The organism is Helicobacter pylori NQ4053 (assembly GCF_000274605.1).
GTDB classification, from domain to species: Bacteria; Campylobacterota; Campylobacteria; order Campylobacterales; family Helicobacteraceae; genus Helicobacter; species Helicobacter pylori_CV.
In genome coordinates this window covers 204,619-230,034 of sequence record NZ_AKNV01000004.1, presented here as the reverse complement: position 1 = coordinate 230,034, position 25,416 = coordinate 204,619, and the positions used below count along the sequence as shown (strand labels likewise).

At 39.0% G+C, this 25,416-nt stretch carries 18 protein-coding genes and 1 pseudogene; 5 read left to right on the top strand and 14 right to left on the bottom strand.

What is annotated here, in order from left to right; all coding sequences use genetic code 11:
- Window positions 1–222: 222 nt before the first annotated feature.
- The 10 genes from AYS37_RS04220 to recR all read right to left on the bottom strand — a co-directional run bounded on the left by AYS37_RS04220 (window position 223) and on the right by recR (window position 7,729).
- Window positions 223–708 carry a GNAT family N-acetyltransferase gene (locus AYS37_RS04220; protein WP_000153379.1) on the bottom strand — a complete coding sequence of 162 codons (486 nt, stop codon included), beginning with the start codon at window positions 706–708 and terminating at the stop codon, window positions 223–225.
- A gap of 89 nt (window positions 709–797) precedes the next feature.
- Entirely contained in the window at window positions 798–1,553 is a 756-nt protein-coding gene (locus AYS37_RS04215; RefSeq protein WP_000775568.1) for a 7-carboxy-7-deazaguanine synthase QueE, read from the bottom strand.
- Window positions 1,554–1,556: 3 nt separating this feature from the next.
- Entirely contained in the window at window positions 1,557–2,159 is a 603-nt protein-coding gene (locus AYS37_RS04210; RefSeq protein ID WP_000236809.1) for a 6-pyruvoyl trahydropterin synthase family protein, read from the bottom strand.
- A 1-nt stretch (window position 2,160) separates the two neighbouring features.
- Window positions 2,161–2,820 (bottom strand): hypothetical protein, encoded by a 660-nt coding sequence (locus AYS37_RS04205; RefSeq protein WP_000041790.1) that lies wholly within the window; start codon window positions 2,818–2,820, stop codon window positions 2,161–2,163.
- Entirely contained in the window at window positions 2,817–3,620 is an 804-nt protein-coding gene (surE, locus tag AYS37_RS04200) for a 5'/3'-nucleotidase SurE (protein WP_000722480.1), read from the bottom strand. The genes AYS37_RS04205 and surE overlap by 4 nt, the downstream gene beginning before the upstream one ends.
- A complete protein-coding gene (locus AYS37_RS04195; RefSeq protein WP_001087915.1) occupies window positions 3,617–4,528 on the bottom strand; it encodes a polyprenyl synthetase family protein in 912 nt (303 codons plus the stop codon). Before AYS37_RS04195 ends, surE begins: the two co-directional genes overlap by 4 nt.
- A 15-nt stretch (window positions 4,529–4,543) precedes the next feature.
- Window positions 4,544–5,086 carry a GTP cyclohydrolase I FolE gene (gene folE, locus AYS37_RS04190; RefSeq protein WP_000426996.1) on the bottom strand — a complete coding sequence of 181 codons (543 nt, stop codon included), beginning with the start codon at window positions 5,084–5,086 and terminating at the stop codon, window positions 4,544–4,546.
- A complete protein-coding gene (gene htpX, locus AYS37_RS04185; protein WP_000180963.1) occupies window positions 5,087–6,019 on the bottom strand; it encodes a zinc metalloprotease HtpX in 933 nt (310 codons plus the stop codon).
- Window positions 6,006–7,151 (bottom strand): tRNA pseudouridine(13) synthase TruD, encoded by a 1,146-nt coding sequence (gene truD / locus AYS37_RS04180; RefSeq protein WP_001052405.1) that lies wholly within the window; start codon window positions 7,149–7,151, stop codon window positions 6,006–6,008. Before truD ends, htpX begins: the two co-directional genes overlap by 14 nt.
- A complete protein-coding gene (gene recR, locus AYS37_RS04175; protein WP_001099634.1) occupies window positions 7,148–7,729 on the bottom strand; it encodes a recombination mediator RecR in 582 nt (193 codons plus the stop codon). The genes truD and recR overlap by 4 nt, the downstream gene beginning before the upstream one ends.
- A gap of 162 nt (window positions 7,730–7,891) precedes the next feature.
- Here recR and AYS37_RS04170 point away from each other — a divergent pair, with 162 nt between their 5' ends.
- Window positions 7,892–8,098, top strand: coding sequence for a 2-hydroxymuconate tautomerase family protein (locus AYS37_RS04170; RefSeq protein WP_001115881.1), 207 nt, complete (start codon window positions 7,892–7,894; stop codon window positions 8,096–8,098).
- Between the two features lie 67 nt (window positions 8,099–8,165).
- Here AYS37_RS04170 and AYS37_RS08980 read toward each other — a convergent pair whose 3' ends face one another.
- The 4 genes from AYS37_RS08980 to gap all read right to left on the bottom strand — a co-directional run bounded on the left by AYS37_RS08980 (window position 8,166) and on the right by gap (window position 17,983).
- Entirely contained in the window at window positions 8,166–8,621 is a 456-nt protein-coding gene (locus tag AYS37_RS08980; RefSeq protein WP_025445973.1) for an outer membrane beta-barrel protein, read from the bottom strand.
- A complete protein-coding gene (locus tag AYS37_RS08975) occupies window positions 8,561–9,277 on the bottom strand; it encodes a hypothetical protein (RefSeq protein ID WP_001173026.1) in 717 nt (238 codons plus the stop codon). The genes AYS37_RS08980 and AYS37_RS08975 overlap by 61 nt, the downstream gene beginning before the upstream one ends.
- A gap of 52 nt (window positions 9,278–9,329) precedes the next feature.
- Window positions 9,330–16,904: a vacuolating cytotoxin domain-containing protein gene (locus AYS37_RS04155; protein ID WP_000874646.1), complete on the bottom strand. Its 7,575-nt coding sequence runs from the start codon at window positions 16,902–16,904 to the stop codon at window positions 9,330–9,332.
- Window positions 16,905–16,984: 80 nt separating this feature from the next.
- Window positions 16,985–17,983 carry a type I glyceraldehyde-3-phosphate dehydrogenase gene (gene gap, locus AYS37_RS04150; RefSeq protein WP_000688673.1) on the bottom strand — a complete coding sequence of 333 codons (999 nt, stop codon included), beginning with the start codon at window positions 17,981–17,983 and terminating at the stop codon, window positions 16,985–16,987.
- A gap of 142 nt (window positions 17,984–18,125) precedes the next feature.
- Here gap and AYS37_RS04145 point away from each other — a divergent pair, with 142 nt between their 5' ends.
- From AYS37_RS04145 to AYS37_RS04130, 4 genes and pseudogenes are all read left to right on the top strand, one after another.
- On the top strand, window positions 18,126–18,818 hold the full coding sequence (locus tag AYS37_RS04145; RefSeq protein WP_001240222.1) for a Bax inhibitor-1/YccA family protein: 693 nt from the start codon (window positions 18,126–18,128) through the stop codon (window positions 18,816–18,818).
- 97 nt (window positions 18,819–18,915) lie between these two features.
- Window positions 18,916–22,173: a carbamoyl-phosphate synthase large subunit gene (gene carB, locus AYS37_RS04140; RefSeq protein ID WP_001126530.1), complete on the top strand. Its 3,258-nt coding sequence runs from the start codon at window positions 18,916–18,918 to the stop codon at window positions 22,171–22,173.
- A gap of 4 nt (window positions 22,174–22,177) precedes the next feature.
- Window positions 22,178–22,609 carry a hypothetical protein gene (locus AYS37_RS04135; protein WP_001230018.1) on the top strand — a complete coding sequence of 144 codons (432 nt, stop codon included), beginning with the start codon at window positions 22,178–22,180 and terminating at the stop codon, window positions 22,607–22,609.
- A 183-nt stretch (window positions 22,610–22,792) separates the two neighbouring features.
- Window positions 22,793–25,235, top strand: a pseudogene (locus tag AYS37_RS04130) (TonB-dependent receptor domain-containing protein).
- Window positions 25,236–25,416: the final 181 nt, after the last annotated feature.

The window sequence follows — 25,416 nt, the reverse complement described above, 5'->3', positions numbered from 1 at the left end:
TTATCTCTTTTTAGTTTATAGTGCATTTATTATACAATTTAAGGGGATGGTTTATTTATTTTTTGAAAATTAAAGTTTTTACAAGGGATTAGTGTTTCATATTAAAACAAAATTTTAACAACAAGCGTTTGTTTTGGGGCCAATTTAGCATTAATTAGGCTGTGTTAATCAAAGTTTGATAGGGAAATCATTGCTTGAGCATGTTTCAAATGGATGCGCCAATCAAGACAAAATCTTTTCCATAAAAAGAGTGGGGAAAATCAAAGTCTCTTCGCCCAACTCCACTACGCAATCCTCTTCTTTGATTTGCACAAAACCCAGCTTTTGATAGAGGTTGCATGCCTTAATCTGACTCTTGCTCACATGCAGAGAGATTTTAGTATAGCCTTTAATAAAAGCGTATCGCTCCACGCTCTCATAGAGTTTTTGACCCAACCCTTGGGATTGATAAGCGGTATTTATGTGGAATTTACACAGCTCTGCTTCTGTTTGATTGATATGATTAAGCCCACAAATCCCAATGAGCTTCCCCTTATCCCTCATTCCAAAAAATTCCCCGCCATGCTCGCGCAATTTTTGAACGAACCCGCTAATGCTAGGCAAAAGATCCAAGCGTTGGATAAACCCTAAAGGGTTATCAGCGATGCGCTCAGCATAAAATTCTTCTAATTCAGTGGGATATTTGGGCGAAAAAACTTTGATGGTCATGATTTCCTAACTTCCAAAGATGAAATGATCCCTTAATGGTGTATGATAACAATTTTTAGCTTAAAATAATAACGCCTTGTATGATAGTTTTAAAACCCTTTTTGATTATCCCACAAGCGGATATGAAGCCTGTCGCTCAGCCTGAAACCATGCTTTATGGCTAGGGGGGCTAGGGTTTTTAGATTTTTATCTAGCTCGTTGTTATTTGTGCCTAAGGGCATTAAAAAGATTTCATTATTTTTTAAGGAGAGTCGTTTCAAAAGGCTTTGAATTTCTATAATAGATTGAGCGGCGTTTTGGCTCTCTAAAACAAATTTAAAATGCGCGCTTTTAGCGTTATTTAAGATATTTTGTAAGGCTTTGAGGTTGATCCGCTTGCTTTCTTCCTCCAAAGAAAAAGAGAGTTTGACGCTTAGGGTGAAATGCAATTCTTTTAAAATAGGGCTAAATTCAAAAAAAATAGAACCATTACTCTCTACACATAAAGGGATTTTTTGGCGATAAAAATGCTCTAAAACGCTCAATAAAATAGGGTTATTAAAATACAAACTTGGCTCCCCGCCTGTGAGAATGAAATCAAAATCCTTATAACTAGGGGCTAAATTAACTAATCGTTCAATCAAAGATTCAGGCTCATTGTAATAATCCCAAGTTTCTTTGAATTTAGGATGCACCGCATACAAACTATCGCAACCTGCTAGAATTTCATCATGCAATATGGTTTTACAATTAAAGCCCTTGCATGAAAGGTTACACCCCCCTAAGCGTAAAAAAAGACTGGGTTTGCCTATGTTTTTTCCTTCACCTTGTAAGGAAAAAAAGCTCTCAACGACCGGGAGTTTCATTTTTTAAGGGATCTGGTGTAAGGGCTTAGCGTGAAAAAAGCATTTTTCTTCATCGCTAATGATTTTATGGAAAAAGTCCTTATCATGCCACAAATTTTGAATGCCTTGCGAGAAAGAGACGCAATGATTATGCACTAAAGATTTAAAATGAGGGTTTTCTAAATCGTTTAAAAAGCTCTCCGCATAGCCGTTTTTAGTCTCATGCACGCGCACGCTAGAGACTTTTAACTCCCCTTCATCATTAGAAAAAACGCTTTTTTGTAAAATCCTTGTCAGGTAGTATAAAAACATGAGGGCGTAACTTTCTGCGCTCAAATTAAACGAGCATTTCACGTAACGAACGCAATGATTTTCTATAAAACGCTGAAACTCAAGGCTTTCTTTATCCCAAAAATGATGGGCATGATCAAAGGAGTCTATAAAGGTTTGCATCTCTTGTTGCATCAACCCAAAATCTAATGCCATGTTCGCGCTATCTAAACGGTTGGTTTCAATAAAAACTTCCACTTCATAATTATGCCCATGGATATTTTGAGCGCATTTTAAAGAAGAACAATTACGCACCACATGGCTAGCGCAAAATTTATACAACCGCCTGATAACCATTTCATTGCCTATAACATGGCTGATAAAGGGGCAGTCTTAAATTATAGTAGTAGCGTTCAGGGCGGTTAAAATCAATGCGCTTGATCGTGCTTTTAATTAAATCCCTATACAGCATTTGATAGCCGCAAGTCCTCCCGCTCACGCTCCCATCCACATATAAAACCCGTTTTTGCAGCACCACATCATACCAATCTAAAATAAAATGCGAATTAGCGCTCATTAAAATTTGCTCGCTAAAGCCATTGATAGCGTAGTAATCGGTAGGGGTTTGGGAGCAATAAAACTGCCCCCCAAGAAAATAACAAGGTTTATTGACTTGATCGATCAGCTGGTAATTGTATTGGTAGAACGGCACAGCCGAGATGTTACGGACAATGCGCGCATAGATCACATTTTTGGCTTTATCTAGTGGGAATTCCGCTTGCGTGAAGACATTGTAAAAGCCTAATTTTTGCAATTCATAAACAATCACATTGATATAATAAGAAGTCATCGCATCGCTTCTGTCATAAGCCACCACGATAGTGGAATTATAGTTGAACAAATAATCCCCCGTAACTTCTGAATAATACCCCATGTGCAGGCGGTGCTGGCATGCATTAAAGAAAAAAAACACCCCAACAATTAGCCCTAAAAAAGCCAAGCGGTGATTTTTACTCACTTTAACATTCCCTCATGCCAAGATTCCAAGCTTTTCAAATCATCATAACTGGTTAAGTCTAAATTTAAAGGCGTGATAGAGACATGGTTTGAAGCAATAGCGTCAAAATCAGAGAGCCTGTTTTCATTTTCGCGCTTTTGCCATTCTAAAGGGTGTAGCCCTAGCCAAAAATAGCTTTCATTCTTAGGGTCTGTTCGTTTATGCACTTCTTTTTTATACAGCCTATAGCCCTTAGGGGTGATGCGTTCGCCCTGATATTCTTGTAAGGAGCAATTAGGGACATTCACATTCAGGAGTTTGCGCCCTTTTAAAGGATAGCCGTTTTTGAAAATGTTTTGGACTAAATCCTGGATGATCTTTTGAGCCAGATCAAAACTTAAGGGAGTGTTTTTGTTTTTGTTAGAAAGGATTTGAGAAATCGCAATGGAAGGCACGCCCTGGATGGTGCCTTCAATCGCTCCGGCCACCGTTCCCGAATAAATCGTGTCTTCGCCCATGTTAGATCCAAGATTGATCCCTGAAATCACCAAATCAAAACAAACATGTTTAAACAACTCATTGATCGCCAGATACACGCAATCGCTTGGCGTGCCATCATCAATCCTGTAATGCCGGCCTTCTTTGCCCTTAATTTTCTCCGCTCTTAAAGGCGCGGTGATCGTGATGCATTGCGAGCATGCGCTTTTTTCATGCTTGGGGGCGACCACATAAATTTCTGCCACTTCTTCTAAAGCCTGTTCTAAAGCTTTAATGCCTTTTGCATGGTATCCATCATCGTTGGTGAGTAGAATTTTTTTCATGTCTTGCCTTTAAATAGAGTGTTCAATAATGCGTTTAAATTTTCTTGCAATAAAGGATAAGCGGGTTTTAGTAGATTTAAATCGTTTAAAACCTCTGTTTTTAAAGTTTGAGCGTAATCGCTTGCCTTTTTTAGCCCCAATAAATTCACAAAGCTGTTTTTAGCGCTGTCTAAATGAGTGGTTTTACCGCTTTCTTCTTCATCTTGTGTAACGTCTATAATATCATCTAGCACTTGAAAACAAAGACCCATTTTTAACCCAAAATCCTGAAGCCATTTCAAAAGCTCTTCATTTTTAATACCGCTTGCAACAAGCCCCATCATCAGGCTTGCACTAATCAATTTAGCGGTTTTATGCTCGTGTAAGAAAGTGAGCTGCTCTAAATTTAAGGGCGTGTTTTCAAAATAGCAATCCAAAGCCTGCCCTAAGATCATGCCTTTAATCCCCCCATTAGCGCTTAAGATTTTGACTAATTCCACAATGATACGGCTTTCTAATAAAGCGTTTGAAAGCAATTCAAAAGAGTAAGTGTTGAGCGCATCGCCGATTAAAACGGCTGTGGTTTCATCGTATTTAGCGTGTAAAGTGGGGTGGTTTCTCCTTAAAGCGGCGTTATCCATGCATGGCAAATCGTCATGGATGAGCGAATAAGTGTGCAAGCATTCAATGCTTAAAGCGATTTTAAAATATTCTGTTTGTTGGTTAAGATAATCTTTTTTACCCACTAAAGAGCAAAGCACGGCTAAAAAAAGCTTAGGGCGGAACCTTTTGCCCCCATTAAGCACCATTTCAAAAAAGGCTTTTTCCAAATAAGGGTGGAAGTCTTCAAGGTGTAAATGATGGTTTTTTAAAAAGCTTTCAAAACGCTCGCACTCATTACAATAAAAGGATAAATTAGGGCTATTCATGTATAGAATTATAACCTAAGATTTTAAGAGTTGCATAAATTCAGCTCTGGTTTTAGGGTCTTTTTTGAAGAGGCCTCTTAACACACTTGTTTTAATGATCGCATTTTGCTTTTGCACCCCTTGCATGCTCATGCACAAATGCTTGGCTTCACAAATCACGATCACGCCCCTTGGCTCTATGATCTCATCAAAGGTTTCTGTAATTTGAGTGGTCAGCCTTTCTTGGATTTGCAAGCGTTTGCTATAAATTTCAATGAGTTTAGCGATCGCGCTAATGCCTACAATCTTTTCCTTAGGGATATATCCTAAACTGATATTCCCTAAAAAAGGGAGCAAATGGTGCTCGCAAGTGGAGTAAAATTCAATGTTTTGAGCCACTATCATTTCATCGCAAACGCCTTGAAAATACGCGCTTTTTAAAGCCACTCTAGGGTCTTCTTTATAGCCTTTATACAAGAATTTCCATAATTCTTGAACCCTTTTAGGCGTCTCTTTCAAGCCTTCTCTATTCTTATTTTCGCCGATGTTTTCAAAAAATTGGTTGAAAAAATTTTCCATTTAAATCACACGCTTTCTTAAGGATTGGATACGATTTTTAATGCTAGGGTGGGTGCTAAACATTTCAGCGTTAAAAAGATAAGCCGCTGATCGGGTGGAGTTTTGATCTATGCCCTTGTAATCGTTGTTCGCATAGTCGTTAGAAATTTTTTGTAAGGCTCTAATCATGGGCTTATTGTCATGCATTAAAAACGCCGCCCCGCTATCGGCCATGTATTCTCGTGTGCGGCTCAAATACATTTGCAAAATAAGCGTTAAAAAAGGCAAAACGATCTGTAAGAGTAATAAAATCATTCGGGCTAAATTCGCCCCGCTATTCTTGCGATTCCCCATGAAAAAATACACGCTGAAATTAGCCACTAACAGCATGATATTGCTTAAAATCCCCACGCACATGGTCAAGCGGATGTCGTTGTGCCTGATGTGGCTGAGCTCATGAGCGATCACGGCTTTTAATTCATCTCTATCCAACCTTTCTATTAAAGCGCTTGTAAGAGCGATAAGAGAATTGGATTCATTCCATCCGCTCGCAAAAGCGTTCATGTAAGGGGCGTTAATGATATAAAGCTTAGGCTCAAAATGAAGCTTAGCCTCTTCTAAAAGTTCTAACAAAAGGCGATGGATTTGATTTTCTTTAGAGCTTAAAACCTTGCTTGGGTCAATAAGCTTGTATTCATCACCGCTTAACATGATAGAGCTAAAATTTTGGATACAAACAACAATAATGACAAAAGCCGCTAAAAACATGATAATGGTGATCGTAGGAAAAATTTGAAAAGTGATGAGTTTAAAAAGGGCTACGCCTAAATCATTAGCGTTGATTCTAATAGCATCCACCAACAACCCGATAAAAGCAAAAATCACGCAATAAGTGGTTAAAACCGCGTTCGTTTTGAGCCTGTTTTGCGCGATAATCTTTTCAAAATTCGTCATTATTTTCTCCTTTCTCATGCTTGATTTCTTTGAGCAACGCGCTCGCATAACTCCCTTTAGGCAAGTAAAATCCCAATTCAAATTGCGCTTTTTCTTTGATATATTGAGAAGTTACATTTTCTGCAAACACCCAAAAAAACCGCCTAGAGCCTAGCGTTTTAGCATGGCTACTTAAAAGGTTATGCTGGAATTCTTTTTCAATTTCAAAACTCAAATTTTTTGCATAAAGAGCTTTTTTGCCGTCTAGTAACCCTGTAGGCGCAACTTCTTTTTTCAAAAACCTTTCGCTCTCTTTTTCTAATTCTAAAGCGTCAAAAAACTTCCCATAAGGGTAATGGCGCATCACATCGCCTTCTAAGATTTTAAAGGGGTGGGCTTGGTTTTTAAGGGTTTTTAGGGTGTTTGAATCAACGCTTAAATTTTTTTGTTTAAAAAATTCTAAACCCTCTTTTAAGCTAAAATCGCTAATGATTTTACTGATTTCTAATCGTTTGCTTAAAAGCGCGTTAAACAAATAACTTTGATAGCTTGAAATTAAAAAAGCGTTTAATTTTTGATGGGCGAATTTCGTTTGATTTTGTAAGATTTTTAAACCCTCTTGGTGGTTGTCATTGAACTTCCCGAAGCGTTGCGAGCCAAAATAATTAGGCATGCCAAACTGCGCGATTTGTTCTAAAACCTGCTTTGTTTTTTGAGCGTTTAGGGGGGTCATTTTTTTAAAACGCATAAAAAAGCGATTCCCTTTTAAATGTCCTAATTTGATTTTATTATGGTGGTAATTCAAAGATAGGATTTTAAGGTTTCTTTCTTGAAAGTTGCTCGTATTTTTTTCTAATAAAGGGGCGTATTTTTTAGGGAGTGAGACGAATTGAGTCGTCAGCGCGTTTTTATCTTTCAAGCCCGCATAACCCAATTCGGCGATTTTTACCCCTAAAATTTGAGAAAAAATCTGAAGCATTTCTAAAGTGCTTAAACCGCTTTTTCTCACTTGAATAACGGCATGTTCGCCTGTGTTACTGAATTCATACAAAGGCACTTCATGCACGCAAAAATCCCTAGCGCTAGAATTGAAATGAAAATCAATGCTCGCATGGTTATAAGCATGCAATAGGGGCATAAAATTTAAATTCATGCTTTGATCCTTGAATTAAACGCCCTTGAGAGCGAAACTGAGTCAATGTTTTCAAAATTCACTCCAGTAGGCACGCCTTGAGCGATTTTGGTGAAAGTGAGATGGAATCGTTGTAATTTATCTTCAATATAAAGCATTAAAGAATCATTAGCCAAAGTGGGAGGGAAAGCAAAAATGATTTCTTTAATGTTTTCTTCAATCAGGCGTTTTTCTAGGGCGTTAAAATCCACTTCTTCTATAGAATTTAACACAAAATAGCGCCCTAAAAAGTCCTTTAAATCTTCTAAAATAAACACATCTCTTGGGTGTAAAACCATGCAAAGCTGAGAATTTTGCCGGCTTTCATCAGAGCAAATCTCACAAACCTCACTCTCGCTGAGCGCGTTACAAGATGAACATGTTTTAAGGTTTTTTAGCGCGTTCTCTAAAGCGTGCGTGATTTTGAGCGCCAGATAGGGGTTTTCCAAACCCAAATGATACGCCATTTTAAAGGCGGACTTTTTACCCACATTGGGGATCTTTTCTAAACAATCCACTAAATTTAAAAAGTGGTTCAAGCTGTTTTTATAAGTATTCATTCTGTTAGTATATCAAACTTAACTTGACTTGAAAGCCACTAAAAGGGCTTTTATTGTTTTTTATTTTTATCGTTTTTTAAAAGAGGGTTTAAGATGAAAAAGCACTAATGAAGTGTTTAAATAAAAGCGTTATAATGCGTTATCTCAAATTAAAGGAATACTATGCCGTTTATCAATATCAAACTTGTACCAGAAAATGGAGGGCCAACAAACGAGCAAAAACAGCAATTGATTGAAGGGGTTTCAGATTTGATGGTTAAGGTGTTAAACAAAAATAAGGCTTCTATTGTGGTCATTATAGATGAGGTCGATTCTAATAATTATGGTCTTGGGGGCGAGAGCGTCCATCATTTGAGGCAAAAAAACTAAAGAGTTTTTGAAATTCAAAGATTGCGATACGCTAAAACATGTAAGGGGGTGCTTATTTTCTACCCCCCTAAAAACTATAAACATAACTCACATTAAACACCACAAGGCGTTTGAAAAAGAGGGAAGTGTTTAACCCTTTACCATGCGTTTCATAAAAGGAATTCACCGCTAAAGGGATTTTCAAGCCCATTTCAAAGCCGTTATGCCTATTGACATTCACACGAACCCCAAAATTCAAAGGGATTTGGAAAAAACTCGTGTGCATTTTAGCTTGATAGCCCGTCAAGTAATTGTTGATAAAACCCGTTTGACTTATCCACATGCCTAAACCACTCCCTACCCACGAACTCCCCGCTAAAGCAAAGCCTGCATAAAAACCCACGCTCGAATGTTTTTTTGCGTTATCAATGAAATTATAAAGGTAGTCTATGCCAAGCCCATAGAGATGGTTATTCATTTTGCCTAAACCATCAAAGCCATTACCCACAAAACCAAAATTAGTGTAACCATAGTCATAGAACAAGTAATAGCGAAACCCTTGATTTTTTTCTTGGTAAAGAAATGCTTATACCCTACGCTCAAACTCACCCCATACATGCTTGAAATGTTTTTAGAATAAGAGCTAGGATCAAGCGCGTTTAAGGAATTTGAAATTTGAGCGATTTGAGAAGATAAAGAAGAAAGCATGCGGTTTTGAGATTGAGTGAATTGCGATTCTAAATTTCTTAAATTTTCTTCAAATTCTAAAGGGTTAGTAATGGGTTCTTGCATTTTTTCTAACGCTTGGGCTAGTTTAGGGTTAGATGCAATTCCACCGCTAAGCATCATTATTTTTTCAATGTTTTGAAGGGTGGATTGGAGGTAGTATTGCTCGGCTTGCATTTCAGTGGGGGTTAATTTGGAGTTGTTTTTTAAAGCGTTGTTGATGTAATTAAAGGTGTTTTGCATGCCTTTGATTTCATTTTCAACTTGATTGAGTTTATAGATTTTATTTTGAGCGTTAGAAATGATTTGGATGCGTTCTTGATTCAAAAAGGGGTTATTGTGCTCAACGGCATGACTAATGGAATATTCAAACCCCACGCTCGCATACGCCCCATTTTCTTCAGCGATACAAAAAGATAAAAATAATAAAGGTAAAGATAAGGGTAAAGATAAAGAAGATAGGGTTTTTTGCATGGGTTGATCCTACTATGAATTAGGCTTGTTAAAAACAAGTTTAATGATACCATTAAAAAGCATAGCGTATACCAATATTTCCGGTAATATTAATATCTTTATAATCAAGCCCAAACCTAGCCCCAATGCCCGCATTCACATAAAAGGTTTTGAACAATCTTATCTCCCCGCCTGTGATAATGCTGGCAAAAGTGTTGTATCTGCCGCCATCTCTATAGCTTAGGGTGTTATTACCAATAAAACGCACCATTTTATCCCCCATAGAATTAATGAATAAGTCTCTGCCCACATCCGCAATCACAAAATAATAAGAGTTTTTATTGAAATAATGCCGACTTTCTAGGGCAAAATTGATCGTTAGAACGGATTTTTTATTAGGGTCAGCATTGGCTCTGAATTGGTTGTAAATAGGATCATCCATAATACCCCTTAAACCAGACAAACCAATGTAATAATAGGCTAAGCCTACTTGGGGTTTAAAAATAACGCTTTTATCTTTAAACATGAAATCATAGCCGTAATTGATTTTAGCGTCAGTCGTCCAAGTGTCGTATCTGTAAGACTGATTGATGATTGAGAGTAGGGGGTCATAGGAGTTGATGAAAGTCTTATTGTATCCCCAAGTCTCATTCAAGCTCATGGTTAATTCGCTTCTTTTGATAAACGCTCGGCTATAAACGCCTATATTGACATTGCTAGAGCCTGATTGAGTGATATTTCCATGAAACCCGCTATACCCATAAGCGGCATAACCCCCCACAATCACGCCCTTAATGAATCGGTCATACCCTACATTGATACCATATAAAGTCCCAGTGCCTCCATTAATAAAACTAGCCCCTCCAACTCCTGTCGCCCACACATTATTTTTAACTCTGTTTCTTTGAGAGTATTTTAAAATCACATCCATAGCGTTAGGGATCGCATCAGCGAATCGCTTGTTTTTAAGGGCTTCTAAGCGTTCCAAGAAATCAGAACGAGCGAAAGTTGAAGTGTCAGAGAGCTTGGCTAAACGACTCATTTGTTGCGTGTAGGTGTTGATCTGTAAAATATTAGTGGCGTCATTTTTAAAATCAGGGTTAGCGATGACTTCTAAAGTGTTAGCAATATTCCCAGCGATCGTGGTTAAATCTTTTACGGAATGGCTTTCTAAATAATAGGGAGCGAATAAAGGGCTTCCCTTAGTTTCAAAGATTTTATTGAGCCAATTAATCGCTTGGCTGCCTCCAGCTTGATCAATACTATCCACGCTTTGAACGCCCTGAATTTGAGCGATGTATTGTTTTAAAGTGGGGGCTTGTAGGTTATTGATAGGATCATTAGAAACAGCGATTTTCACTTTATTATAAAGAATGGAAGTGTAAATATATTGATTTTGAGAGTCCTTAAAGCCTACAACTAAACCGCCATCTTTAATATTCACGGCTTGTCCGTTATAAGTTAAGCCGTTGTCGCTCATCACCATATGCTTGCCATTAATGTCAATGAGAGTGTAAAGCTTAAGGTAATTATATAAGCTACTGCCTCCTGTGATTTGGTTGTTATACCCGTAATAAATGGCTTTAGCGCTATCAATAAGCGTGTAAGTGCCAACTTCTTTTGAAGAAGTGTTGAACTGGATTAAGGGGTTATTGCTATTAGCCATGATTGTCGCTACGCCTTGAGCGTTGATAATAGCATGGCTAGCTGAATGGCTGAGGTTAAACACCAAATCGCCATAGCTGTTAAAATTCCCCATGACATTCAAACCGCTAGCGTTAGTGCTTAAAGTCGCTTGTTGGTTTAAGGTGAAATTACCATTAATATTGGCCGTAGAGTTAGAGGCGTTGTTAAAAGCGTTAGTGATTGTTAAATTATTGGCTTGTAAGGTCGCATTTTCATTAAGATTGAGCGTGCCTATAACGCTATTATTTGTTACTTGAGACAAATCAATAACCCCATTAGAAGCGATTGCACCTAAGAAAGTGAAATTATTAGCGCGCACGCTTAAAGATTCATTAGTGGGGGTTACGCTGGAGTTTGTAGAAGAGTTGTTTTTTGTTGTGGGGCAATTGGCTAAATTGATGCAAATTTCCCCTTTTTGAACGCTCACGTTATTCAAACCCGCATTAAGGCTTAAGCCATTAGTAGCGTTTAGGGTGGTGATATTGATATTAGAAACACCATTAGAAGCAAAAATCAATGCGCCTTGATACTTGCTAAAGTCAATCGTATTATCGCCATTAAAGATAATAGACTTGTTGGCGACAAAATTCAAACTGCCCCCAGTAGCGTTACTAAAAGAGCTGTTATTGACAAAAACATAGCCATTGCTTAAAAAATTAAAATACCCTTTTTGCCAAAAATCATGCAAGCCTCTAGGCGATAAAAGAGCGCCTAAATCGTTTTCTTTGAGCGCGTTTTGTAAAGAGGGCGGCAACACGCTCCCTAAACCTTGATTATAAACGCCGCTCAACCCGCCTTGAGAAATGATATTATTGATGATATTACTCACTAAACCTTGACTTTCTAGCTTTTTGACCACATCTTGTCCTAAAAACTCGTTCAACAAGTCGTTCGCCACCACACCAATATCTTTTTGCAGGCTTGTAGGGGGGTTAGTAATATCCTTTAAAATCACGCTTAAAATAGAGCTTAATTCAGAAGCGTCTATATACCCACCGATAAAATTCAAAAGCCCTTTATCGTCTAGCATGCTTTTTAAAGACTGCTTAGCAAGGTAGTTTTCTATGATGGATGGGGTAACAAAATTACCAAAAATGCTTAGTTTTTTACTGATAATATTTTGGATTGCATTCATGACTCCGCTATTATTCAATAAATCATCTAAGTTATTTTGACCTATAAGTTGGCCTAAGGTTTCATTTTGCAAGCTAGCGGGCAATTCCTTACTCAAAGGGCTTAGAGCGTTTTCTATAAAGTTCCCTAAACCGCCGGCTTGCTTGATTTTTTCCATAGCCATTTGACTAAGAACGTTCGCTAAATTCCCTTGATTAAAGATTTTATCAATCCCTTCTTGGCCCAAAAGATTAAAGATATTGTCTGTAGCTTGAGCTTCTATATTAGCTTTATTCAACACTAAGTTATTAGCGCTTTGAAAGGTTACATCCGCGCTCCCTCCGCTTTCAAAAGCGTTACCACTTCCAATTGTTCCAGTGATATAAATGCTTTTAGCTTTAAAATCAGCGTTGATGTAGCCTAAATAAGGGGAAGTTGAGCCTAATAATTGGCCCAAGTAAGTGTTTCTAAAAGAAGAACAAGTGGCGCTATCTAGCGCACAAGGACTGCTATAGCCATTGCCCCCAAACCATATAGAGCTAGTAGAGTTTGTAACATTATCTTGAGTAGCGCCTATAATTAGATTCCCATTATTAAAGGTTTGATTGATGTTGTCAGTCAAATGGTTGATCGTTTCTAGGAGCGCTTGCTTTTGCGTTTGGGTGATCTTAATCTTGTCTAAGAGTCGCAACACTTCATTGATGTTAGTGATATTGTCTAATTGATTGGATTCAATCATTTCTTTTAAGGTAGCGGAATTTTGAGAAAGGATCCCTAAAAGCGTTTTTAAATTTTCACTAGAAAAACCCTTATTGTAGATATTCAAACTATTCAAAGGCTGGTTAAACGGGCTATAAGTGCCTGGGGCTTGAGGCGTTTGAGAGCCTTTAGGCGTGAAAAGACCTTTAATGTTGCTTGTCAAGTAATAAGTGCCTGCTTGGTTATCGCTATAATCATAGCTATAACCGGTAGGATTTTGCTTAGAAGCTTGGTAATTATAAAGCTCAGGAGCGATATTAAAAATAGTGTTAGAAGCCGAGTTGGGGTTATTTAAAACTTCTATGGTTAGATCCCCATTTTTAATGCTCTCTTGAATGATTTGAGAAGAATTGAGAGGGTTTATAAACGACCAAGTTTGAATGTTGTTATTATCGCTATAGGTAGCGTTTTGGATTTTCATGCCATAAAAAAGGATTTTTTCATAGCCATTAGCCCCACTAATGCCAGTGATCCCTTTTTGAGCGTTTAGGATGTTGTAAGTTACAGATTTTGTGATGTTGTCAAAAATATTGATGTCAGATAAATTAATATCTCCATTATTCCCTAAAACAAACTGCCCGCTAACGCTCATTAAAGCTTTAGTTAAAGAGGGCGCATAACCATTAAAATTTAACGCTCCATTAGCCGTAAGGTTATTAAAATTCAATGAGCTTGCGCTGTCAAAATTAAAGCTTGCTGTATCAATAGTCGTGTTGCCTCCAAAATCAGCCTGGCTTGCGCCTTGAAAATTGATATTAGCGTTTAAAGAGCTTGTGTTATTGGCTGATAAAACGCTATCGTCTAAATTGATAGTGGTGTTGTTTGAAAAACTAGCGCTAGAAGCGTTGAGCTTGCTACTAGCGTTAAGACTGAGTGTCCCGCCATTAAAAAAGAGGCTATTAAAGGTTGCTTGACTCCCGTTATAAATATTGAGACTCGCTTGATTGTTAAAAGCGCTCGCGCCATTCGCATTCAAAACGCTTTGATTGTCTAAACTCAAATTAGAATTGTTATCAAGAGTTAAAGAATTTTTAAAAGCGGCTTGACTTTTATTACCAAGCGTGATATTAGCGTTGTTTTGCAAGGTTGTATCGCCATTAAAATTCAGCAAACTTTGAGAGCTAAGTGTAAAACTGGTGTTACCCAAAAGCTGTGTCGTAGCGTTAAAATTGCTTGTCCCCCTAGAATACAAGACATTAAAAACCGCTTGCGTGTTATTGAAAATAAGGCTATTAGCCTGCAAATTATAGATTGCCCCACCATTCAAGCGAGAATCTATAAAGCTTAAAGAATTAGAAGCGTTAGCGCTGATAACGCTTGATCCTCCAGGGTTTGTAAAGCCGCTGAACGAAGCGTTAGAAAACGAAATATTCTTAGCGCTAAAACTGAATTTCCCCCAAGTCATATCGCTAAAACTAGAATTGGTTACACTGATATTATTGGTAGCGTCAAAAGTGGTATAGGAATGCTGACTGGCCCCTGTTTGAATCATTTTAGTAACGGTTTCAGCGTTATTGTAATTCAAGCCATCCATAGTGATATTATCGCTTGCTTTAAAGGTGATGTTCGCTCCCCCACCATCTGAGCCTGAAACGCCTTCACCGGTTTTAAAATTATTGGTCAAGTAAATGTTAGCCGCATTAAAAGTCCCGGTAATATAACCAAAGCCTCCATGCCCTATCCAAATCAACCCGTTATCATTCACGCTCTCTGTGTCATTCCCTATGATCAAAGTGCCATTGTTAGCATTGACGCCAAAACTTCTCCCTAACAAATTAGCTGTATAAGTGCTGAGCGTGTTGCCGCTTTGACCGCTCTGTCCTGAAAGGTTGGGATCAATATAATAAATGCCTTGTTTTGAGTAAGTTTTGTTTTGAAGCCAATAAACCCCACTCCACACGCTTTCTGCAGGTGGATTTTGAGTAGGGGGTGTGGGCGGAACTTGACTAGGGGGAGTGTTTGGCCCTGTGTGTTTTGTAGGAGTGGGTGTAGGGCTTGGTGTAGGGCTTGTAGGCTTAGCGTTAGCTATCGCTTGTTTCAATCCCTCTTGTTCCGTATTAAAAGCGTTTTCCTCATTCTGTAAGGTTTGTTCATCTTGTTGTTCTTGTTTTTGAGCTTGAGTGAAAGCTTGTTCGTTAAAGCCTGTGGTGGAGTTGGCTAATTGTTGGATTTGGGCTAAATCTTTTTCTAACGCTTGCTCATCTTTTTGGACTTGTTGGTTGGTGTTTTCTAAACTTTGAGCGTCTTTAGCTACAGTAGCATTTTTGCTTTGAGTGTAGCTTGTATCGTTATTTGCGATCGTGTTGTCGCTAGCCACATTATTCAAAGCGTTTTGGGAATTAGCTACATCCTCTTGATAGGTTTGTTGGGCTTCTTGTTGTTCTTGTTTTTGTTGTTGTTCTTGCGCTTGTTGTATCGCTTGTTTCAATCCCTCTTGTTCCGTATTAAAAGCGTTTTCCTCATTCTGTAAGGTTTGTTCATCTTGTTGTTCTTGTTTTTGAGCTTGAGTGAAAGCTTGTTCGTTAAAGCCTGTGGTGGAGTTGGCTAATTGTTGGATTTGGGCTAAATCTTTTTCTAACGCTTGCTCATCTTTTTGGACTTGTTGGTTGGTGTTTTCTAAACTTTGAGCGTCTTTAGCTACAGTAGCATTTTTGCTTTGAGTGTAGCTTGTATCGTTATTTGCGATCGTGTTGTCGCTAGCCACATTATTCAAAGCGTTTTGGGAATTAGCTACATCCTCTTGATAGGTTTGTTGGGCTTGTTGTTGTAAATCGTCTCCTAAAAACTGAGTGATGATAGATTGTTTGTTAAAGGTTTCTTGTAAGGTTTCATCCTGCCCGTTAATATCAAAGGTTACATCATAAGTGTTATTGCCCACTTCAACATGGCTAATGGCTTTATCGCCCTTATAGTTGATTAGATCCCACAAATAGCTTTGATAAACCCCATACTGGATCGCCCCGTTTGTAGTGAGAATATCATAAGTTTGATTATCGCTAAGGGTTTGATTGAGGTTAAAGATCGCATTAGAATTAAAAGACACACTGCCTTTAAGGCTGGCAAAAGGCGAACTTGAATTTAAAGTGTTAATGCCTGAGAAACTCACCTTGCTGGTGTTAAAGCTATAAGTGCCTTGATTGAAGGTGTCGTTATTAAAGCTAGTATTGTCATTAAAATCATAAGTCCCTTGATTGAAGGTGTTATTATTAAAGCTAGCGTTGTCATTAAAGTGATAAGTGCCTTGATTGAAATTGCTGTTATTAAAGCTTAAAGTGGCGCTATTGCTAAAATTATAAGTCCCTTGATTGAAGCTGGTTTGATTGAAGGAGATGGTGCTATTATTACTACTGCCGCTGAAACTAAAGCCCCCATCAGTATCATCTGTAAAGCTAGAGCCACTGATCTTGATATTAGAGCCTTTAAAATTCATGTAAGATTTTTGTGTCCCTGCATCGCTGTTATCAAAACTCGCTTGATTGATAGTGATATTATTGGTCGCATTAAAATTGAGCGTGGCCCCACCGCCATCAGCGTATGAGTTTCCGGTTGTGATATGGCTAGAATTAAAATTCATCGTTTGAGCGTCATAAGTGCCTGTGATATACCCTACATCACCCCCATTAATACCTGTGCCTCCAAAGCGGATATTCCCCCCTATATCAAGCGTGCCATTATTGAATTTTTGCGTGAAACTAGCCCCACCAACGCTGTAAGTGGTAAGAGTGTTTAAATAATAAGTCCCAGAGCCTTGAGCACTGCTAAAAAGACAATAAGAGTTGTGCGTGGGTGAATTAGAACCGCTTTCAATATTGTCTTGATAACTCCAAGACGACCATGACCAATAACGGCATTCGTTAGCCCTTAGGTGGGATAACCCCCCTAGCACTCCTATCAATAAAACTGAAGCTTTTAAAAAAGATTTGTTTTTATTAAAGGGCTTTTCAATGGATTTTGTTTTTTTATGGCGTTTTAAGGGCTTTTCACGCTTTAAGATTCGATTCAATGTGAAAAATTTCTTTGAGATCTTATTCAATTTGAAAGATCCCTTTGAAACAAACCTGGAAATCAATCTGGCCTTTTTAAACGCCATTTAAAACTCCAATCGTTTTTATTAAATCCCACATTATACAATTTGATGTTAAACAAACTCAAAAAGATTCGCAAAATGACTCAATAATGATACATAAACTGCGCCATATCCACCAAACGATTAGAATACCCCCATTCGTTATCATACCACCCCATGATTTTGACCATATTCTCTAGCGTGAAAGTCAAATCAGGCGCAATGATAACGCTACTGGGATTGGAAATGAAATCAGAACTCACCCTTTCTTTTAAATCTATCTCTAACACGCCTTTTAAATCCCCTTTGGAAGCTTCAATCAACAAATCGTTGATCGGATCTTTAAAGGCCTTTTTTTCTAAAAACAAACTCAAATCTATCATGGACACATCAAGGCTAGGCACTCTCACGCTATGCCCATGCATTTTGTTTTTGAGGTTGGGTAAAACTTTATGCAAGGCTAGGGCGGCTTTAGTGGTGGTAGGGATAATATTGCTTGCGGCCGCTCTGGAGCGCCGTTTATCCAAAGGGTGGGCCAAATCAATGAGTTTTTGATCGCTCGTGTAGCTATGAATGGTCGTTAGCATGCCCTCTTTAATGCTAAAAGCTTTGTCTAAAATCGCGCAAATGGGCGCGATAGCGTTAGTCGTGCAAGAGGCGTTAGAAACAATGGCTTGGTTTTGATAGAGAAAATGATTGACCCCATACACTAAAGTGGGGTATTGTTTTTCATCGTATTCGCCCATAAAGGGAGCGGATAACAACACCTTTTTAGCCCCAAGCAAAAGGTAATTTTCTAGCGTTTTAGGCTCTAAAAACTTCCCTGAACACTCTAGGATAACACCCACGCCTTTCAAGTCTTTGATGCTATTAAAAACAGGGATTTCTAATGAGCCGATAATAAGCTTATGATTAGAGTAACGCACCTCTTTAAAAAGCAACCCATGCGCGCTGTCATGCTCTAAAAGATAAGCGAGAATTTCCCAATTAGCGGGGTCATTGATGCCTATCACTTTTAAGTCAGGGTTTGTATCGCTACGCTCTAAAACCGCTCTTAAAACGCATCTCCCAATGCGGCCAAATCCATTGATAAAAATTTTCATCGTAACTATTATCCTATTTTCAGACTTCAATTTCAATTTTAGGGGGTTTTGTTTGGTATTTTACTACATTTTGCGCTATTATATTGGACCTAGCTGTAGGTTAATTAAAATTATTTATTGAGTTGAATTCAAGGAGTAAAACATGGCATTGTATGACAGAGCTGATTCTCGTAATGCGTATGCAGAAGATTCTTTATTGCATGAAAGCGAGCTGGTGGGTTTTGTTAAAACGACTTACAAGTTCTTTGCAGGCAGTTTGTTATTAGCGACTATCGGGGCGTTACTGGGTTTAATGAATTTTCAAGCCGTAGTGCAGTATAAATGGGTGTTTTTTATCGCTGAAATTGCGGCGCTTTTTGGTTTGATGTTTTCTAAATCTAAGCCCGGATTGAATTTATTCATGCTGTTTGCTTTCACTTCATTATCAGGGGTTACTTTGGTGCCTTTGTTGGGTATGGTGATTGCAAAAGCTGGTTTAGGAGCGGTTTGGCAAGCTTTGGGCATGACAACCATTGTTTTTGGTTTGATGAGCGTGTATGCCCTTAAGACCAAAAACGATCTAGCGAATATGGGTAAAATGCTTTTTATCGCTTTGATTGTGGTGGTGGTGTGTTCGCTCATTAACTTGTTTTTGGGTAGCCCCATGTTCCAGGTTGTCATTGCGGGAGCGAGCGCGATTTTATTCAGTCTTTACATCGCTTATGACACCCAAAACATCGTTAAAGGCATGTATGATAGCCCCATTGATGCGGCGGTGAGCTTGTATTTAGACTTTTTGAATGTCTTTATTTCTATCTTGCAAATCATTGGTATTTTTTCAGACAGAGACAAATAGTTTGAAAAAATAGGGGGGGATACCACGCAAAAACCTAATAAAAAATATTTTAAAGCTAATAACACTTCATTTTATATTCTTTCTTTAAGGATTAGTTATGCCTAAACGCACCGATATTTCCAACATTCTACTGATAGGCTCAGGCCCTATTGTGATCGGGCAAGCTTGTGAGTTTGACTACTCAGGGACTCAAAGTTGTAAAACCTTAAAATCTTTAGGTTATAGAGTGATTTTAATCAATTCTAACCCGGCCACCGTGATGACTGATCCTGAATTTTCTCATCAAACTTATATCCAACCCATCACCCCAGAAAATATCGCCGCTATCATCAAAAAGGAAAAGATTGACGCTATTTTACCCACAATGGGCGGGCAAACCGCTTTGAATGCGGTCATGCAAATGCACCAAAAGGGCATGTTAGAAGGCGTGGAGCTTTTAGGGGCTAAGATTGAAGCGATTAAGAAAGGCGAAGACAGGCAGGCTTTCAAAGAAGCGATGTTAAAAATTGGGATGGATTTGCCTAAAGGGCGTTACGCTTATAACGAGTTAGAAGCCCTAGAAGCCATTAGTGAAATTGGCTTTCCAGCCATTATTAGAGCGAGTTTCACTCTGGCTGGTGGGGGGAGTGGGGTCGCTTATAATATTGAAGAGTTTCAAGAATTGGCTAAAAACGCCCTGGACGCTTCGCCCATTAATGAAATTTTGATTGAAGAGTCCTTATTGGGGTGGAAAGAATACGAAATGGAGGTCATACGAGACAGCAAGGATAATTGCATCATTGTGTGCTGCATTGAAAATATTGACCCCATGGGCGTTCATACCGGCGATAGCATCACCATCGCTCCAAGCCTCACCTTAACCGATAAAGAATACCAACGCATGCGCGATGCGAGCTTTGCGATTTTAAGAGAAATTGGCGTGGATACGGGCGGGAGTAATGTGCAATTTGCGATCCACCCAGAGACTTTAAGAATGGTCGTGATTGAAATGAACCCACGAGTGAGCCGCAGCTCCGCTTTAGCGTCAAAAGCGACCGGGTTTCCCATTGCAAAAGTCGCTACCATGCTTGCGGTGGGTTTTAGTTTAGATGAAATTAAAAACGATATTACCAACACCCCGGCGAGCTTTGAGCCTGCATTAGATTATATTGTGGTGAAAATCCCTCGCTTTGCGTTTGAAAAATTTGCCGGTGTTTCTAGCACTTTAGGGACTTCTATGAAAAGCATTGGCGAAGTGATGGCGATAGGGGGGAATTTCTTAGAAGCCTTACAAAAAGCGTTATGCTCTTTGGAAAACAATTGGCTAGGGTTTGAATCTTTAAGCAAAGATTTAGAAGCGATCAAAAAGGAAATCCGCCGGCCCAATCCCAAGCGCTTGCTCTATATCGCTGATGCGTTCAGGCTCGGCGTTAGCGTTGATGAAGTGTTTGAATTATGCCAGATTGACAGGTGGTTTTTATCTCAAATTCAAAAACTAGTCAAAGCAGAAGAAAGCATCAATTCTAGCGTTTTAACGGACGCTAAAAAATTAAGAGGGCTTAAAAATTTAGGCTTTAGCGATGCCAGGATTGCCGCTAAAATCAAAGAAAATGAAAATTTAGAGGTGAGTCCTTTTGAAGTGGAATTAGCTAGATCTAATTTACAAATCGCGCCCAATTTTGAAGAAGTGGACACTTGCGCGGCGGAGTTTTTATCGCTCACGCCTTATTTGTATTCCACCTATGCCCCTAACCCTTTGCCCCCTATTGAAAACAAACAAGAAAAACAAGAAAAGAAAATCCTAATCATAGGTTCTGGGCCTAACCGCATCGGTCAAGGCATTGAATTTGATTATTGTTGCGTGCATGCGAGCTTTGCTTTAAAAGATTTGAACATTAAAAGCGTCATGCTCAATTGCAACCCAGAAACCGTAAGCACGGATTATGACACGAGCGACACGCTTTATTTTGAACCCATTCATTTTGAATGCGTGAAAAGCATCATTCAAAGGGAGCGAGTGGATGGCATTATCGTGCATTTTGGAGGACAAACCCCTTTAAAACTCGCTAAAGATCTAGCTAAAATGCAAGCCCCCATTATTGGCACGCCTTTTAAGGTGATTGACATTGCTGAAGATAGAGAAAAGTTTTCCCTCTTTTTAAAAGAGCTTGACATCAAGCAGCCCAAAAACGGCATGGCTAAGAGCGTTGATGAAGCTTATAGCATCGCTAACGTGATTGGTTTCCCTATCATTGTGCGCCCTAGTTATGTGCTAGGTGGCCAACACATGCAAATTTTAGAAAATATTGAGGAATTGTGCCATTATTTAGAAAGCGTTACGCATGCTTTAGAGGTTAGCCCTAAAAATCCGCTCCTCATTGATAAGTTTTTAGAAAAAGCGGTGGAATTAGATGTGGATGTTATTTGCGATAAAAAAGAGGTCTATATTGCCGGCATTTTACAGCATATTGAAGAAGCCGGTATCCATTCAGGCGACTCTGCATGCTTTATCCCTTCCACTCTAAGCCCTGAAATTTTAGATGAAATTGAGCGAGTGAGTGCGAAAATCGCTCTGCATTTAGGCGTAGTAGGGCTATTGAATATCCAATTTGCTGTTTATGAAAATTCGCTGTATTTGATTGAAGTCAATCCCAGAGCCAGCCGAACCGTGCCTTTTTTAAGCAAAGCTTTAGGCGTTCCTTTAGCCAAAGTGGCGACTAGGGTTATGGTGCTAGAAGACTTGAAAGAAGCCTTGAAGTTCTATGATAAAAAAAATATCGTAGAATATTCTAAAGGCGTTTATAAGCCTAAAATGCCCCATTTTGTGGCTTTAAAAGAAGCGGTTTTCCCTTTTAATAAACTTTATGGATCGGATTTGATTTTAGGGCCTGAGATGAAAAGCACCGGCGAAGTGATGGGGATTGCTAGATCTTTAGGGCTTGCATTTTTTAAGGCTCAAACGGCTTGCTTTAACCCCATCAAAAACAAGGGGCTTATTTTTGTTTCTATTAAAGATAAGGATAAAGAAGAAGCGTGCGTTTTAATGAAACGATTGGTTCAGTTAGGCTTTGAATTGTGCGCTACAGAAGGCACGCATAAAGCTTTGGAAAAAGCCGGGGTGAAGTCTTTAAAAGTGCTTAAAATCTCTGAAGGCCGCCCCAATATCATGGATTTGATGATGAATGGGGAAATCAGCATGGCTATCAACACCAGCGATCACAAATCTCAAGATGATGCCAAACTCATTCGCGCTTCTGTGCTTAAAAACCATGTGAGTTATTTCACGACTTTAAGCGCGATAGAAGTCTTACTTTTAGCGTTAGAAGAAAGCTCTCAAAAAGACGAGTTGTTAGCCTTACAAGATTATTTGAAGTAATTTGATGGCGTTAGTGTATCTCGTTCAAAGCGATACCACTATAGGACTGCTTTCTAAAGACAGCGAAAAGCTCAACGCCTTAAAAAAGCGCCCTAAAAACCAAAGCGTTTTAATAGAAAGCGTTGATTTTAGCACCCTAAAAAGCCTGGTGCGCGCGCCCAACGCGTTTAAAAACCTCATCAGAAGAAGCGCTAAAACTACTTTTATTTACCCTAACTCTAAAGCCGTTCGTGTGATTAAAGGCAGGCATGGGGATTTTTTAAAGCGTTTTAAAACGCTCTATAGCACCTCAGCCAACCTCACCCAATGCGCTTATGATAAAGAAATCGCTTCCAGCCTCGCTGATGTGATTGTGAGCGATGAAAGGGGTTTGTTTGAAAGCACTAGTTCTAAAATATTCAGGCTTTATAAAAATAAAAAAGTGAGAATAAGATAAAATTACCCTTTATTATTTCGCATTCTGCGCGTTTTGAAAGGGGTTTTTGTGGGATTTTTCTAAAAGTTTATCATTTGTTTGTTAAAAATGGCTAGCTCTTTTAAGGTGATTGTAATATTTTTTTGATTATAATAACACCTTTATTTTTTAAGAGAAATTATTATCATATTTAGGATTTTAAGAATGAATGACAAGCGTTTTAGGAAATATTGTAGTTTTTCTATTTTTTTGTCCTTATTAGGAACGTTTGAATTAGAGGCTAAAGAAGAAGAAAAAGAAGAAAGAAAGACAGAAAGGAAAAAAGAAAAGAACGCCCAACACACTCTGGGTAAAGTTACCACTCAAGCGGCTAAAATCTTTAATTACAACAACCAGACAATCATTTCAAGTAAGGAATTAGAAAGAAGGCAAGCCAACCAAATCAGCGACATGTTTAGAAGAAACCCCAATATCAATGTGGGCGGAGGTGCGGTGATAGCGCAAAAAATTTATGTGCGCGGTATTGAAGACAGATTGGCTAGGGTTACGGTGGATGGCGCGGCGCAAATGGGCGCAAGCTATGGGCATCAAGGCAATACGATTATTGACCCTGGAATGCTTAAAAGCGTGGTGGTTACTAAGGGGGCGGCTCAAGCGAGTGCGGGGCCTATGGCTTTGATTGGTGCGATCAAAATGGAGACTAGAAGCGCGAGCGATTTTATCCCTAAGGGTAAAGACTACGCCATGAGTGGGGCTGCCACTTTTTTAACCAACTTTGGGGACAGGGAAACCATTATGGGCGCTTATCGTAACCATCATTTTGATGCGCTTTTGTATTACACGCACCAAAATATTTTTTATTATCGTGATGGGGATAATGCGATGAAAAATCTTTTTGACCCTAAAGCGGAGAATAAAGTTACAGCAAGCCCTAGCGAGCAAAACAATGTGATGGCTAAGATCAATGGTTATTTGAGCGATAGAGATACCTTAACGCTCAGTTACAACATGACTAGAGATAACGCTAATCGCCCTTTAAGAGCGAATTTTACCGGCACTTTTTTACCCTATTCTTGCGGCGATTTTAACGCTTTCCCTAACGAGAAAAACCCTGATGATTGCTTGTTTGAAAATGACGCTAGTTTGTTTAAAACTTATAGCGTCAATTTAGTGCATAACGTGAGTTTGAATTATGAAAGAGAAGGGGGGAGCCGTTTTGGTGATCCTAAATTAAAAATCAATGGTTATACAAGCATTAGAAATGTCCAAATTGATCCGCTTTTTAGGCCTAGCGATATAGCGGCTATCATCCCTTTCACCCCAAACCCGCAGCTCTCTCAAGGTGAAGAAAATCAATGCGTGGCGCAAGGGGGCATTTATGACGCTACTAAACAAACTTGCTCCATCACTTTTAAAAGCCTTGGAGGGGGTTCTGTGGTGGCTAATAAAAATTTATTCATCATCAATTCCGGGTTCAATGCGAATGTGATCCACACCATAGATCATAAAAATGACAATCTTTTGGAATACGGGTTGAATTACCAAAACTTAACCACTTTTGATAAAGCGATCCCTAATAGCGAATTAGTCAAGCCCGGCGATGCCCCTGACGCATGCTTAAGGGTTACAAGCCCTAATGATCCTAACATGAACGGGCGTTGCCAACGAAATGGCGCTACGGCGAATGTGGTTGGGGTGTATGCGCAAGCGAATTACACCTTGCACCCTATGGTAACTTTAGGGGCAGGGACTCGTTATGATGTCTATACTTTAGTGGATAAAGACTGGCAATTGCACATAACCCAAGGGTTTAGCCCTAGTGCGGCTTTAAATGTCTCGCCTTTAGAAAATTTGAATTTCAGGCTTTCTTACGCGTATGTAACCAGAGGCCCTATGCCTGGAGGTTTGGTGTGGATGCGTCAAGATAATTTGCGCTATAACCGCAATTTAAAGCCAGAGATTGGGCAAAATGTGGAATTTAACACCGAATACAGCAGTAAGTATTTTGATTTCAGGGCTGCCGGTTTTGTCCAACTGATTTCTAATTACATCAATCAATTTTCTTCAACGCTTTTTGTCACCAATTTGCCCGCGCAAGATATTATTTATGTGCCGGGTTATGAAGTTTCAGGGACAGCTAAATACAAGGGCTTTTCTTTAGGCTTGAGCGTGGCGCGATCATGGCCTTCTTTAAAGGGGCGTTTGATCGCTGACGTGTATGAATTGGCGGCTACAACCGGCAATGTGTTTATTTTAACGGCAAGCTATATAATCCCACGCACAGGCCTTAGCATCACTTGGCTTTCACGCTTTGTTACGGATTTGAGCTATTGCTCTTATAGCCCTTATCGTAACGGCCCTACGGATATTGACAGACGGCCTAGTAATTGCCCTAAAACGCCCGGGATTTTTCATGTGCATAAACCCGGTTATGGGGTGAGCAGTTTCTTTATCACTTACAAGCCCACTTACAAAAAACTCAAAGGGTTGAGCCTGAACGCGGTGTTTAACAATGTTTTTAACCAACAATACATTGATCAAGCAAGCCCGGTAATGAGTCCTGATGAAACCCAATCAAGACAAATACGCAAGGGGCATGGCAGAGCCTGGCTTTAACGCTAGGTTTGAAATTTCTTATAAGTTTTAAAATTTGAGCGCGTGTGGCTATTTTCTTTGAAGCGATTAAAGAAGTGAAGAAATAAAAACGCTCGCGCAAAAACAAAAAAGAGGGTTAAAAGAAGCGAGAATTTCATGCGTAATGAGTCCAATCAAAAATAAAACGCTCTTTAGAAGTAACAAATATATGATTTTAATCCTTTAATTTTAAA

Bases quoted from the DNA above. Each gene is read 5' to 3' on its own strand.
- AYS37_RS08975 (WP_001173026.1), bottom strand. From the start codon at position 9,277: ATGCAAAAAACCCTATCTTCTTTATCTTTACCCTTATCTTTACCTTTA.
- surE (WP_000722480.1), bottom strand. From the start codon at position 3,620: ATGAAAAAAATTCTACTCACCAACGATGATGGATACCATGCAAAAGGC.
- truD (WP_001052405.1), bottom strand. From the start codon at position 7,151: ATGAATTTAAATTTTATGCCCCTATTGCATGCTTATAACCATGCGAGC.
- AYS37_RS04155 (WP_000874646.1), bottom strand. From the start codon at position 16,904: ATGGCGTTTAAAAAGGCCAGATTGATTTCCAGGTTTGTTTCAAAGGGA.
- AYS37_RS04170 (WP_001115881.1), top strand. From the start codon at position 7,892: ATGCCGTTTATCAATATCAAACTTGTACCAGAAAATGGAGGGCCAACA.
- recR (WP_001099634.1), bottom strand. From the start codon at position 7,729: ATGAATACTTATAAAAACAGCTTGAACCACTTTTTAAATTTAGTGGAT.
- AYS37_RS04145 (WP_001240222.1), top strand. From the start codon at position 18,126: ATGGCATTGTATGACAGAGCTGATTCTCGTAATGCGTATGCAGAAGAT.
- folE (WP_000426996.1), bottom strand. From the start codon at position 5,086: ATGGAAAATTTTTTCAACCAATTTTTTGAAAACATCGGCGAAAATAAG.
- AYS37_RS04135 (WP_001230018.1), top strand. From the start codon at position 22,178: ATGGCGTTAGTGTATCTCGTTCAAAGCGATACCACTATAGGACTGCTT.
- AYS37_RS04220 (WP_000153379.1), bottom strand. From the start codon at position 708: ATGACCATCAAAGTTTTTTCGCCCAAATATCCCACTGAATTAGAAGAA.
- gap (WP_000688673.1), bottom strand. From the start codon at position 17,983: ATGAAAATTTTTATCAATGGATTTGGCCGCATTGGGAGATGCGTTTTA.
- AYS37_RS04215 (WP_000775568.1), bottom strand. From the start codon at position 1,553: ATGAAACTCCCGGTCGTTGAGAGCTTTTTTTCCTTACAAGGTGAAGGA.
- carB (WP_001126530.1), top strand. From the start codon at position 18,916: ATGCCTAAACGCACCGATATTTCCAACATTCTACTGATAGGCTCAGGC.
- htpX (WP_000180963.1), bottom strand. From the start codon at position 6,019: ATGACGAATTTTGAAAAGATTATCGCGCAAAACAGGCTCAAAACGAAC.
- AYS37_RS04195 (WP_001087915.1), bottom strand. From the start codon at position 4,528: ATGAATAGCCCTAATTTATCCTTTTATTGTAATGAGTGCGAGCGTTTT.
- AYS37_RS04210 (WP_000236809.1), bottom strand. From the start codon at position 2,159: ATGGTTATCAGGCGGTTGTATAAATTTTGCGCTAGCCATGTGGTGCGT.